Source organism: Microbulbifer sp. SH-1, from assembly GCF_011326135.1.
Taxonomy (GTDB): domain Bacteria; phylum Pseudomonadota; class Gammaproteobacteria; order Pseudomonadales; family Cellvibrionaceae; genus Microbulbifer; species Microbulbifer harenosus.
Genome location: NZ_CP046948.1, coordinates 3,269,533 through 3,282,383 on the forward strand (window position 1 = coordinate 3,269,533; position 12,851 = coordinate 3,282,383).

The 12,851-nt window shown below is 58.8% G+C and carries 9 protein-coding genes; 7 read left to right on the forward strand and 2 right to left on the reverse strand.

From position 1 onward, the window contains the following. Positions 1-3: 3 nt before the first annotated feature. The 7 genes from GNX18_RS13385 (at position 4) to GNX18_RS13415 (ending at position 10,201) form a co-directional block, all read left to right on the forward strand. Positions 4-360, forward strand: a complete 357-nt coding sequence (locus tag GNX18_RS13385) for a cupin domain-containing protein (protein ID WP_240914008.1) — start codon at positions 4-6, stop codon at positions 358-360. A gap of 14 nt (positions 361-374) precedes the next feature. Next, on the forward strand, positions 375-1,673 hold the full coding sequence (locus GNX18_RS13390) for an MFS transporter (protein WP_166218726.1): 1,299 nt from the start codon (positions 375-377) through the stop codon (positions 1,671-1,673). Between the two features lie 60 nt (positions 1,674-1,733). Continuing rightward, positions 1,734-2,483: an SDR family NAD(P)-dependent oxidoreductase gene (locus GNX18_RS13395; protein ID WP_166218728.1), complete on the forward strand. Its 750-nt coding sequence runs from the start codon at positions 1,734-1,736 to the stop codon at positions 2,481-2,483. Positions 2,484-2,572: 89 nt separating this feature from the next. Beyond that, positions 2,573-3,529 carry a sugar kinase gene (locus GNX18_RS13400; protein WP_166218730.1) on the forward strand — a complete coding sequence of 319 codons (957 nt, stop codon included), beginning with the start codon at positions 2,573-2,575 and terminating at the stop codon, positions 3,527-3,529. A gap of 412 nt (positions 3,530-3,941) precedes the next feature. Further along, positions 3,942-6,833: a TonB-dependent receptor gene (locus tag GNX18_RS13405; RefSeq protein ID WP_166218732.1), complete on the forward strand. Its 2,892-nt coding sequence runs from the start codon at positions 3,942-3,944 to the stop codon at positions 6,831-6,833. 238 nt (positions 6,834-7,071) lie between these two features. Continuing rightward, the gene (locus GNX18_RS13410; RefSeq protein ID WP_240914009.1) at positions 7,072-8,910 is read left to right on the forward strand and encodes a polysaccharide lyase family 7 protein; all 1,839 of its coding nucleotides are present in this window, start codon (positions 7,072-7,074) and stop codon (positions 8,908-8,910) included. A 172-nt stretch (positions 8,911-9,082) separates the two neighbouring features. Next, positions 9,083-10,201, forward strand: coding sequence for a GNAT family N-acetyltransferase/peptidase C39 family protein (locus GNX18_RS13415; RefSeq protein ID WP_166218734.1), 1,119 nt, complete (start codon positions 9,083-9,085; stop codon positions 10,199-10,201). Between the two features lie 61 nt (positions 10,202-10,262). Here GNX18_RS13415 and GNX18_RS13420 read toward each other — a convergent pair whose 3' ends face one another. After that, positions 10,263-11,963 (reverse strand): M28 family metallopeptidase, encoded by a 1,701-nt coding sequence (locus GNX18_RS13420; protein ID WP_240914010.1) that lies wholly within the window; start codon positions 11,961-11,963, stop codon positions 10,263-10,265. Between the two features lie 117 nt (positions 11,964-12,080). Next, complete coding sequence (locus GNX18_RS13425; protein ID WP_166218736.1) at positions 12,081-12,827, reverse strand: hypothetical protein; 747 nt, start codon at positions 12,825-12,827, stop codon at positions 12,081-12,083. Positions 12,828-12,851: the final 24 nt, after the last annotated feature.

A 12,851-nucleotide genomic window follows, 5' to 3' on the forward strand; every position in this document is an offset into this window, starting at 1 on the left:
GTCATGGCGGAGGTAACTATGCCCGCGACGGACGCATTTGTTCTGTCAGAGGAAGTGGAAGTGGAGGATCTTGGTGGCGGCATCAAACGGCAGATCCTCGGCTACGACGAAAACCTGATGGTAGTCAGGGTCTGGTTTGAGGAAGGCAGTATCGGTTACGTGCACAAACACCCGCACACCCAGGTAAGTTACGTGGAAAGCGGTGAATTTGAGGTGCAGGTAGACGGCAACAAAAAAATTCTCACCGCGGGCGACAGCTTTTACATAGCCCCCCATCTGGAGCACGGGGCCGTGTGCAAAAAGGCCGGCGTGCTGATCGACACATTCAGTCCCTACCGGGAAGATTTCGTTAACCTCTGAGCAGGATAATAATAATGAAGAATTTACGCTGGACGATAGTGACACTGGTGGCCATCGCCACCATCATCAACTATATCGACCGTACCGCATTGTCGGTCATGTGGCCGGGTATAGCCGACGACCTCGGCATGAACAGCCACGACTACGCCAATATCATGAGTGTATTTCTGATTGCCTACGCGGTCGGTCAGGCAGTATTCGGCCGGGTGTTTGACGCGGTCGGCACACGCATCGGCTTTATGCTGTCGATTGTTGTATGGTCCATTTCCATTGCTCTGCACGCACTGGCAACTTCCGTTACCAGTTTCAGTATTTTCCGCACCTTGTTGGGCTTCGGTGAAGCAGGCAACTGGCCCGGTGCCACCAAGGCCAATGCCGAGTGGTTCCCGGCAAAAGAGCGCGCGCTGGCTCAGGGTATTTTCGGTGCAGGTGCCTCCGCCGGCAGTATTATTGCTCCGCCGCTCGTAGCCTTCCTGTACGCCTTCCTCGGCTGGCAAGCGACCTTCGTTGTAGTGGCACTGCTCGGCTTTGTCTGGCTGGTGCCGTGGCTGATCATTTACAAAAGCGGCCCGGATTCGCACCCGTGGATTACCCAGGAAGAGCGCGAGCTGATTCTGTCCGGGCAGATTTCCAAGAACAGTGATACTGAAGACGAGTACGTTCCAAGTCTCCCGGAACTGCTGTCGCATCGCCAGAGCTGGAGTGTGATTCTTGCGCGCTTTTTTATCGAGCCGATCTGGTGGCTGTTCGTGGCCTGGCTGCCGCTGTACCTGAACGACAAGTTCGGATTCGATGTGAAGGCCATCGGCGCGTCCGCGTGGATCCCGTACTGCGGTGCGGCGGCCGGAGCGCTGTTTGGCGGCTGGCTTTCCGGCAGGCTGATGAGCTCTGGCTGGAGTGTGAATAAATCGCGCAAGTTTGTGGTATTGCTCGGCGGCGTATGTATGTTGCCGGCTCTGCTCGCGACCACGGTGGCATCCACGCCCGCGGCGGCGCTGGCACTGATCACCGTGATCCTGTTCGGATTCCAGGCGGCGATCAACAATATCCAGACACTGCCCAGCGATTATTTCTCGGGCAAGAGTGTTGCCAGTCTTGCCGGCATCAGCGGTGCTGTCGGGGTCATCAGTGTGATTACCGCCATTCAGATGGTTCCGATCATTACCAATGACGGCACCTATTATCCACCTTTCTTCATTCTCGGTGCCTCGCTGGTTCCGCTGATGTTGATCTCTGTCCTGTTTGTCGGGGGGCGTATCACACCGGTGCGCAGCAAGCAGGAAAAAAAGCAAATCGCTGAAACCGCGAGTTGAATCTCCGTTATCCGGTCATCCTTTAAAAAACGAATTTTTGAATTACAAGCAGGAGTCACTATGAAACTCAATAACAAAGTAGCCATCGTCAGTGGTGGGGCGCGCGATATTGGCAAGGCCGTATCGCTGAAACTGGCGGCACAGGGTGCCAAAGTGGTCATCAATTACTTCAGCAATGTGCAGACTGCGGAAGAAACCCTGAACGAGATTCAGCAGGCTGGCGGTGAAGCCATCATCGTGCAGGGTGATATGACCAGGCAGGAAGATGTGGCGCGCGTTGTGGCCGCTTCCCAGGAAGCGTTCGGCTCCAAGATCGACATCCTGGTGAACGTTGCCGGTGGCCTGGTAGAGCGCAAGACGCTCGCGGAAATGGATGAAGACTTCTTCAACAAAGTCATCGCCCTGAACCTGAACAGCACCTTCCTGCTGACCAAGGCCGTAGTTCCGCACATGGATGGTGGTGCCATTGTGAACCTCGCTTCCCAGGCCGGTCGCGATGGCGGCGGTGCCGGTGCGTCGGCGTACGCCACTTCCAAAGGTGCGGTAATGACCTTTACCCGCGCTATGGCCAAAGAGCTGGGCCCGCAGAATATCCGCGTGAACTCCCTGTGCCCGGGCATGATCAGTACTACCTTCCACGACGTGTTCACCAAAGACGCGGTGCGTACCAACGTCGCCAATGCAACCCCGCTGCGCCGCGAAGGCAAGGCCTGTGAAGTGGCCGATGCCGTGGCTTACCTGGCCTCCGATGAAGCCTCCTTCATCACCGGTGCCAATATCGACATCAACGGTGGCCTGTTCTTCTCCTGATGTCGGCGATTGCAGGGGCTTGCCGTCGCGGCAGCCCTGCAAAAGATTTTCAAGGCAACGAGTGTACTGAGGTATAGAGGCGTCCGATGATGCAAAAGCGCATAGCGGTAATTGGCGAGTGCATGCTCGAAATGAATCTGGGCAGCGACTGCCGCAGTCCCGACAGCGAGGCGCGGCTCGCCGCTGCGCTGTCTTTCGGCGGCGACTCCCTGAATACGGCGCTGTACATGTCGCGGCTCGGTACCGCAGTGGACTATGTGACGGCATTGGGTGACGACCATCTCAGTGACTGGATGATCCGGCAGTGGCAGGCGGAAGGGATCGGTTGCGATCTGGTAAAGCGGGAGGCCGGTGGCACGCCCGGACTTTACCTGATCGAAACCGATGCGACCGGCGAGCGCACCTTCCACTACTGGCGAGATCGTTCACCGGCCCGCCGCCTGCTGGATAATCCGGCGGCGGCACGGCAACTGTTCGACCAGCTGCGAAGTTTTTCCGCGATATATCTCTCGGGAATTTCTCTCGCCATTCTGTCGCCTTACGGGCGCGAATGCCTGTTCGATTTTCTCGCGGTGTTTCGCCTCGCGGGCGGCAAGGTAATCTTCGACGGGAATTATCGACCGCGCCTGTGGGGCAGCGAGACGCTGACGCGCAAGGCCTACGAACAGATCTATCGGCTGACCGATATTGCGCTGCCCACCATGGAAGATGAGGCCGCGCTGTTCGGCGACGCAAGCACGGAAAGCATCATCAACCGTCTGCACGGTTTGGGTGTGGCGGAAGTCATTCTCAAGATGGGTGCGGACGGCTGCATCATCGCGCACCAAAATTGCGAACCGCTGCTGGTGCCAGCGGAGAAGGTCACACCACTGGATACCACAGCCGCGGGGGACTCCTTTAACGCCGGCTACCTCGCACGCAGGCTCGCGGGAGAGGATGTGGAAGTGGCGGCAAAAAGCGGCCATAGATTGGCGGCAACCGTAATCCAGCATCGCGGCGCCGTCATTCCTGTGTCCGCCATGCCGCGCACTGACCAGGCCGCCTGAGCGAACTCCTGTTTCCACTGGCTACCGCCCAGGTAGCCAGTGCATTTTCACCACCCCGGCGAAAGCTGGCGGTGGCATCACCTGTTCATCATCCTCCGTTTTTCCGCTTCACACGCACAAGTGGTTAACCAGTTCTGCGAATAGCCATCGCCGACAGATTTACCTTCTCTTTCCGATAATGCGGAAAAACACTGAAATCACCGGGTTTATTTTATTTTTACATGGATATTTGCGCCAGCCGCAAAAAATTTATTTCCTTAACAAATCAATAACTTAACCAAAAATAACGCCAGCCATCTTACCAATTGGTAATACCTATAATATTGACAGGTTTTCCCGGATTGGTTTAACTCCAGCGACTGAACTTCATAAAAACATAAATCAGTTCTGTTAATGAGAGGAAACCTGTTCGATGAAAAACTATAAAAACTTTACTAGGCAAAACGTGATGAGAGACCTCGGCCTGCTGATGCTGTCCGCATCCACCATGGCCTTTGCTTCCAGCGCCATGTCTCAGGACTCCGCGGTGATGGAAGAGGTTGTTACCACAGGTATCCGTCACAGTATGGAAGCCGCCGCCGACGCCAAGCGTGATGACTCCCGCGTGGTGGATGCTGTCGTCGCCGAAGATATCGGCAAGCTCCCCGACAACAACATCGCCGAAGCCCTGCAGCGCGTTACCGGCGTTTCCATCAATCGCGATTTCGGTGTGGGTTCTGAAGTATCTATCCGCGGTTTGAAACAAAACCGCGTGGAAGTGAACGGTCGCTCGCTACTCGGTGACAGCCGCAGTGGGATCGATTTCCAGGACTTCCCCGCAGACTTCCTGTCCAAAGTGGAAGTGGTCAAATCCCCCACACCGGAAATGATTGAGGGCGCCCTCGGCGGTACCATCAGCCTGGTAACCGCACGCCCCCTCGACCTTGCCGAGCCGCGCGCTTCGATTTCCGCGCAGGGCGAGTATGCGGACAAGGCAGATCACTGGGCACCGATCATCAGCTCCTCTTTTGGCGACAGTTGGGATCTGGGCGACGCCGGTACCTTTGGCGCCATGGCATCCCTGTCTTATCAGGATCGCACCCTGCGCCGCGACGAGTCACTCGTCCAACTGATGGTTGGCCCGGTGGATTTCAATAATGATGGTGTCATCGATGCAGCGGACGCTGCCAAGAACACACCTTCCGGCAATTACATTTACGCCCGCGAACATACCTACAATCCGCGTACGGAAGACCGCGAGCGCACCGCGTTCAACCTTTCCTTCCAGTGGGCGCCGGCTTCCGAAAAGGGTCAGTTCTACCTGGACCTGACTGCCACCGAGCGCAGTGGCAGTCAGGAAACCTTTTCGCTGCTGCACGTGGGTGGCACTCCTGTCGCAACGCCTGGTGTGACCCACGAAGGTCCCAATGGTGAACTGCAGAATTTCACCTACGAGGCCGTGCAACCTCTGCTGACTGCAGGCTCCAGCTTCCGCAACAACGAAACCTACAGCCACGCCTTCGGCGGCGAGTGGGAATTCACCGACAAGCTGAAAGTATCCGGCGAGTTTGCCACTGCAGAGTCCGACAGCTACACGCCCTTCTCCGAGTTCCGCTTCCGCGGTACCGATCGCGCGAAAGAAGGTGACGGTCACACCGCCGAGAACCAGTGGTACGTTCCGGTAACCTTCGTGAACAACAGCAACGGTGCGCCGATTGTCGATTTCGCGGACGACTATGTGTTTGCCGACCAGCAGAACCAGGCGTTCCGCCGTTACGACGATACCCGCACCTACGTTGCCAACCAGGAAGACGCTCTGCGTTTCGACCTGGAGTACGCCCAGCCCTTCGGCCTCGAGTGGGTGTCCGCCCTGAAGACCGGTGTGCGCGTCACCAGCCGCGACTATGAGCGGGAACAATATCTGTTCCGTATCGACAACATTTTCAAAAGCCTGACAGACAGCGACGGCAATCCGGACATCATCTGGATGGAAGATATTGCCGCGCAATTCCCGAACGCGATTACCGAGTACGATTTCACCGGCGATGCGTTCGAGCACACCGGCCGCGCCGGTGCCTATGACCTGGCGAAGCTCGCCTCTTTCGATACCCGACTTCTGCAAGACCAGCAAGCCACCTTCGATATCGTTCAGGCGCTGCTGGCCGGTACCAATATGCAGATCGACGGAACCCTCGCTGACAACCTCGCCTTCAACGAAGCCGGTTATTCCGCCATTCAGGAAGACACGTCCGCAATGTATCTGCAGGCCAATCTGGACTTCGGCGATGTGCGCGCGGTCGTCGGCGGCCGCTACGTGTCCACCGACATTGACGCGACAGCCTACCAGAGTGTGGATGGCGTGTATGAGAAGGTCAGCGACGGCGCCAGCTATAACGACTTCCTGCCGAGCCTGAACGTCACCTGGGATATCACCGAAGATACCCTGATGCGTTTTGCCGCCGCCAAAGTCATGCGCCGTGCCGACTTTGAACAGTTGAGCCCAGCCTATGCGTTCCGCGATGCCTACATCGCGGCCAGCCGCGGCAACCCGGAGCTGGAACCCTACCGCGCAACCCAGTACGACATCGCCGCCGAGCACTACTGGAGCAGCAATATGGTGTCCGCCACCCTGTTCTACAAAGACGTAGCTTCTTTCCTGACGCGCAGCTACCAGTGTGAAAACCTGCCGGAGATTGTCGTCCCACTGACCAACAAATCCGACTACGAAAAAATCTGCCGCTGGCAGGCGGACGGCATCCAGTTTGCCAATGCGAATACCCCGGTTTCCGAAATGGGTATTCTGGTTGACCAGGTTGCCAACGGTGAAGACGGCAAGGTGCAGGGTATCGAGTTGGGTTATCAGCAGGCCTTCGACTTCCTACCGGGCCGCTGGTCTGGCCTGGGTATCAGCGCCAACTACACCTATGCCGACAGTTCTACGCCGGACGGTGTGCCGATGGAAGACATTTCCAAGAACACCTTCAACACCCAGCTGTACTACGAGTACGAAGGTCTCGCGATTCGTCTGGCCTACACCTTTCGTGATCGCTTCCTGGATGCCGAGGAAACCAAGCGCGTGCTGCCTCTGGGCGAGCTGGCATTGGGCGCTGGCTCCGACGATCCGACCCTGGGAAATGACTACCGCGAAGATCTCGCGCAACTGGACCTCTCGGCCAGTTATGACATTACCGATGACATCACTGTTATCGCCAACGTCACCAACTTGACTGGAGAACCCACCATCAATACCGGCACCAATGGCTCAGTCTTCCAGGTTATGGAAAACGACCGCCGCTTTGTGCTCGGGATTCGCGCCAACTTCTAAGGTTTGGGGCCACCGCGGAATTTCCCTTTTCGCGGTGGTCAGTTCCCAGATCACACCCCGATCCCCAGAACTCACAGGGTAATAAGCGGCAAGTCCGCATTTTCTCAAGACCGTTTTGCAGTATGGATCCAGCACGCCCTCTTGGTTGGTGGGCGTCAACGATCCAATAATTGTCTGCGGTACGCAGTTTGTGCCACGGAAAACTTCAACCACTGACAACATCAATAATGAGGCTTCCATGAAAGTTTCAAAACCAATAATGGCGATGAAAAACAGCTGTGCGGCTCTTCTGTCCGCGTTTGCACTCAGTGCGTCAGCATCCATTGAAAATCCCGGTTTCGAAAGCGACTGGGAAAACTGGAGCGATACCGATCCCTCGGCGATATCCGGCGTTGCCTATGCCGGCAGTAAGTCCGCCAAGCTCTCCGGCAACGGTGCAAAAATGGAACAGCTGGTAACTGTGTCCAGCAATACCAACTACCGGCTCAGCGCCTATGTGGACGGTGCGGGCACCCTGGGTGCCGTTGTGAATGGCAGTACACACCAGGCGAACACCAACAGCGGTGCATGGAAAAAGCTGGAAGTCGAATTTAATTCCGGCAGCGCTCAATCGGTAACGGTGTTTGGCGCCTACAACGGTGCCGAAGGACGCTTCGACAGCTTCGCGCTGGAAAATCTTGGCAGTGGTTCCTCCTCCGGTGGCTCGTCCAGCAGCAGTTCCTCCAGTGGCGGCGGTGCCTGCACCGGCAACAGCGATCTTTCTATTGCCTCTGCCGGCGATGACGGCAGCAACGATGGGCACGGTCCCGGCAATGCCATCGACGGCAGCCTGGCGGATGAGTCCCGTTGGTCTTCCTCTGGCGTGAAGTGGCTTACGCTTGATCTCGGCGCCGTCCGTACGGTGAAAGGTGTGGATATCGCGTGGTACAAGGGCGACCAGCGCAGCAGCTTTTTCAGCATCGAGACATCCACCAATGGCAGCAGCTGGACCAGCGTACTCTCTAACGGCGAGTCCAGTGGCAACAGCGCCGATTTCGAAAGCTACGATGTGACGGATTCCAGCGCGCGCTATGTGCGCATTACCGGCAGCGGCAACAATGCCAACGCCTGGAACAGTATTCTCGAAGTGGATGTGATCGGATGCGGCGATTCCGGTTCTGGCTCCAGCTCCGGCGGCAGCTCCAGCTCGAGCTCAAGCAGCAGCTCCGGTGGTTCCAGTTCTGGTGGTACCTTGGACCCCTCCCTGCCACCTTCCAGCAATTTTGACCTCGGCGATTGGTACGTCAGCGTGCCAACTGACAGCAATGGTGATGGCAAGGCCGACTCCATTTATGAAAGCGAGTTGAACAGTGGCTACCAGAACAGCAGTTATTTCTATACCGGGTCCGACGGCGGCATGGTATTCCGCTGCCCCATCAACGGATACAAAACCTCGACCAACACCTCTTATACACGTACGGAATTGCGCGAAATGTTACGCCGTGGCGATACCAGTATCAGTACCCAGGGCGTGAATAAAAATAACTGGGTCTTTGGCAGCGCGCCTTCCTCCGCACGCACGGCCGCCGGCGGTGTCGATGGTGTATTGCGCGCAACACTTGCAGTGAACCATGTCACCACCACCGGCGACAGCAGCCAGGTGGGACGCGTGATCGTCGGCCAGATTCACGCCAACAACGACGAGCCCCTGCGGCTCTACTATCGCAAGCTGCCGGGCAACAGCAAAGGTTCGATCTACATTGCGCACGAACCCAAGAGTGGCAGCGATACCTGGTACGACATGATCGGCAGCCGTTCCAGCAGTGCCGCCAATCCGTCCGACGGAATCGCCCTGAATGAAACATTCAGTTACGAGATCAAGGTGGTAGGCAACACCCTGACCGTCACCATTTCACGGCAGGGCAAGGCGGACGTTACCCAGGTGGTCAACATGAGCGGCAGCGGCTACGACACCAGTGACCAGTATCACTACTTCAAGGCCGGCGTGTACAACCAGAACAACACCGGCACGGGCAGCGACTATGTGCAGGCCACCTTCTACGCACTGGAGAACTCCCACACCGGCTATGCCGACTGATCCAGCCTGACCGGCGAGCTGCCCCAGCAGGCCGCCAAGTAAAGACCCGGTGGAGCTTCCTCGCTCCAGCGGGTCTTTTTTATCCGCAGCTATTGCCGCACTTCTTCGCTGGCGCTTTAATCACATGCATCTGTACACCATTTCCGGCTTTTTTCGCCGGACCGACCTTTTGATGAATTCACAGTCTCCCCCCAATTACACCATCCGCCCCGCCGTTGCCGACGACCTGGATCAGCTGTGCGTGCTGGAAGAATCCAGCTTCCGTGGCGACCGCCTCAGCCGGCGCAGCTTCCGCCACTGGATCAAAACCGACAACCGCGTGTTTCTTGTGGCCGAGCAGGATGACACGCTGCTGGGCTACGTACTGGTGCTGCTGCGTCGCGGCACCCGCCTCGCCCGCCTCTACTCTCTCGCTGTCGGCCCCGCCGGGCGCGGCAAGGGCATCGGCAAAGCATTGCTCACCGCCGCCGAAGACGCCAGCAGCCGCAGCGGGCGCCTCTACATGCGTTTGGAGGTGGCCGAGCACAACAGCGCCGCCATTGCGCTGTACCAGCAACTGGGCTACCGCACTTTCGGCAGCTACGCGAATTACTATGAGGATTCCGGCAACGCCCTGCGCATGCAGAAACGCATCCGCTACCGTCCGGAAAACCTGCACACTGCAGAAGTACCCTGGTACGGCCAGCGCACCGAATTCACCTGCGGCCCCGCCGCCGCGATGATGGCCATGGCCGGGCTCGATCCGAGTTACACCCCCAACGCCAGCGATGAACTGGCGCTGTGGCGCGAGGCCACCACCATCTTCATGACTTCGGGACACGGCGGCTGCCACCCCATTGGCCTGGCGCTGGCGCTGCAGAAGCGTGGCTTCAATTGCGAGGTCTACCTGAACCAGAGCGGTACCCTGTTTATCGACAGCGTGCGAAATGCGAAGAAGAAGCGGGTGATGGAGCAGGTGGATACGGACTTCCGACAAGAAGCGGCAGAACACGGTTTGCGTATCGTGGAACAGGATTTCACCCAGGGACAGTGCCAGCACTGGTTGGAGCAAGGTGCACTGGTATTGCTGTTGATCAGCACCTATCGGTTGGATGGGAAAAAAGTACCGCACTGGGTAACGCTGACGGGCATGGATTCGGAGTGTTTCTACGTACACGACCCGGATGTGGATGATGAAGACAATCCGCTTGACAGTCAGTATCTGCCGATTGCGCGCGAGGAAATTTCGCAGATGTCGAGTTTCGGAAAGGAAAAGTTGCGCACTGCCGTAGTGCTAAAAAAGAAACGCTGACGAAGTAAAAGAATCAAGTGCTTTGCCGCCCCAGCAGGGCAGACAAAGCACTTTTCAAAAATCACTGGGCAGAATACAGATCTCCAAAGAAATCCCCGGCATTCCAGCTCGGCTTTTTCTCGGAGTTAGCCACTTCCCGCGCAATCGCGAAATTCACATCCGCAAACTGCTTGGCTGCCACATAGCTGATCTGCTCATCCGCCTCATCACTGGGGCGGTGGTAGCGGGATTTGAGGAATTCAACCTGTGCTTCGGTGCCGTTGATCTTCGGATCAACCGCTTCGCGGCCGGTGATCAGGTAAATGGACGGCACGCCCTGGCGCACGAAGCTGTAGTGGTCACTGCGCACGAAAATTACCTGCTCCGGCATCGGGTCCGGGCTCAGCTTGAGACCGGTTTTCTGCGCGGCGTGGGCCGCGGTCTCGCCGAGGCTCGAGTGCTCCGCGCCGAACGCGATCACATCCTGGAACGGGTAGAGCAGCATCGGCATATCCAGGTTGATATTCGCCACCATTGATTTGCCTGCGACCGGCGGATGCTGGGCGAAATAATCGGAACCGAGCAGTCCCTCCTCTTCCGCCGTCACCGCGACAAACAGTATGGAGCGGCGCGGCGCCCTACCGGATTCAGTGAACAGGCGCGCTACTTCCAGCATCACCGCGATACCGGCGGCATTGTCCTGGGCGCCATTATTCACTTTGTCATGGCCACTTTCTTCGCCGTGCGCTGCGGCGCTCGCGCCGATATGGTCGAGGTGCGCGGAGAACACCACGTATTCGTCTTTCAGTTTCGGATCGCTGCCCGGTAGCAGGCCGACCACGTTGGGGCTCAGGATTTTCTTGTGGCTCGACTGGCTGGCGAGGCTCGCGCGGGCGGGCAGTGCGAAACCCTTGGGGGTCTCGCCTTTTTCCAACTCGGCAAAAATCGCATCGAGATCCTTGGGCGCGCCGGCGAAGAGTTTCTTCGCCGCGGGCATATCCAGCACCGCACCGGGATGCATACCGGCGACCGCGTTGCCCGGTACGCCGTCGGCGCGCAGCCAGTCAAAACCCGGTTCCGCCAGGTGTTCGGCGGAGCGCGCGAACGGGCGGCGGGCTTCCCGCGCCGGAGTGTTGAGGGTGACGTAGCCCACCGCGCCATGGGCAGCCGCGGTTTCGCGCTTGGTGCGCCCGGAGGCGTAGTGGGCACCCACTTCGTTCGGCAGCTGCGGCGGGCGCCCATCCAGGATAACCGCGATTTTGCCCTTGAGGTCGAGGCCGGCGTAGTCGTCGAGACCGAACTCCGGCGCCTCGATGCCGTAGCCCACGAACACCAGCTCACCGCTGACGGCGGTCTGCTCGGCGGTGGTGGGCGGCCCGGCGATAAAGTCCTCACCCAGTTTCAGGCGGACGTCCCCGTCGCGACCGTGCAACACCAGGCTTGCGCGCTCTCCGGCCCAGCTCGCCTCGCGAAACGGCACCGGCTGGAAATAGTCGTCGCCGGTGATGGACTGAAGACCGAGGGTCTTGAAGCGCGCGGCCACATAGTCCGCGGCCTGCTGGTAACCGGCGCTGCCTGTCTGGCGGCCGGCGAGGGCGTCGGCGGACAGGAACTCCACGTCCTGTTTCATCCGCGCGCTGTCGGCGCCGGACTGGGATGGCATGGAAGGTTGTGATGCAGTCTGGGATTGGGGCTGCAGCGACTGGGGCTGAAGGTCGCCGTTGCACGCGGCAAGCAGCGCACTGGCGATCACCAGGCCGCTGGCGAGAGCGGATATTTTCATGCTGGACTCTGAATGGATTGCGTTCGCTTGGCTATTCGTAGGAGGGTTGGTGGCGCAGCTTAACACGCGAGCCGCTTTCGCGGCGGCGGCTCACGCTCAGAGGAGGAGGCGGTGCGATCAGTGCCGCAGCGCAAGAGTTGCAAAACTGCTGACGATCGCGCGCTCGGCCAGTTCGTGGGCGCGGTCGGCACAGAAGTCACCGTGGGCACCCAGCAGATGGTAGAAAGGCAGGCTCAACAACCGCCGGAAATCCGCGGCAAGCCAGCTCCGGCTGTTCTCGTATTGCGGGGTGGCGCGGCGACACCAGGCCGGCGCCACCAGCATCCCCTGATGGACGCCACTGAGGCGCAGCGCCCACCTGCCCGCCCAGTTGCAGCCGATCCAGCCGGCCCAGTATTGCAGCGCATCGCAGGTGAGCAGCAGACCGCCGGCCTGGGGGATAAGCAGCGCCGCCTCGGGTACTTGGCTGTTGCTGAATTCGAACACGCGTCCGCCGTGGATAGGGCTGGGACCACCGTCACTGAGCAGCTGGTCCGCCGGCGGCAGCGGGTAGTGGTCGGAGAGCGCCTGGCGCCAGAAGAATGCGTTGAAACGGTCGCGGTAGTAGAGATCGTCACAGCCGTGGTAGTAGCCAAGGCGGACCACTTGACGCACCCGCCCCAGATCGCGCAGGCGCTCTTCTGTGGTGGGACAGAGGCGCACCGGATTTACCAGCAATAGATCATCACCGCTGCGCACTATGCCCATGTTGCGATTGACCACCACGCCGGGGGCGATACGCGCGCTGCCCCTTACCACAAAGAAATCCGGCAACAACTGTCGAATGCGGCCGTGGGGCAGTGGTGCAGGATAGGCAATATGCATGGTCGGCGGGGGAGCTCCTTCGCG

Excerpts from the sequence above, each read along its gene's own strand:
- GNX18_RS13385 (WP_240914008.1), top strand. The coding sequence starts at position 4 with ATGGCGGAGGTAACTATGCCCGCGACGGACGCATTTGTTCTGTCAGAG.
- GNX18_RS13390 (WP_166218726.1), top strand. The coding sequence starts at position 375 with ATGAAGAATTTACGCTGGACGATAGTGACACTGGTGGCCATCGCCACC.
- GNX18_RS13395 (WP_166218728.1), top strand. The coding sequence starts at position 1,734 with ATGAAACTCAATAACAAAGTAGCCATCGTCAGTGGTGGGGCGCGCGAT.
- GNX18_RS13400 (WP_166218730.1), top strand. The coding sequence starts at position 2,573 with ATGCAAAAGCGCATAGCGGTAATTGGCGAGTGCATGCTCGAAATGAAT.
- GNX18_RS13405 (WP_166218732.1), top strand. The coding sequence starts at position 3,942 with ATGAAAAACTATAAAAACTTTACTAGGCAAAACGTGATGAGAGACCTC.
- GNX18_RS13410 (WP_240914009.1), top strand. The coding sequence starts at position 7,072 with ATGAAAGTTTCAAAACCAATAATGGCGATGAAAAACAGCTGTGCGGCT.
- GNX18_RS13415 (WP_166218734.1), top strand. The coding sequence starts at position 9,083 with ATGAATTCACAGTCTCCCCCCAATTACACCATCCGCCCCGCCGTTGCC.
- GNX18_RS13420 (WP_240914010.1), bottom strand. The coding sequence starts at position 11,963 with ATGAAAATATCCGCTCTCGCCAGCGGCCTGGTGATCGCCAGTGCGCTG.
- GNX18_RS13425 (WP_166218736.1), bottom strand. The coding sequence starts at position 12,827 with ATGCATATTGCCTATCCTGCACCACTGCCCCACGGCCGCATTCGACAG.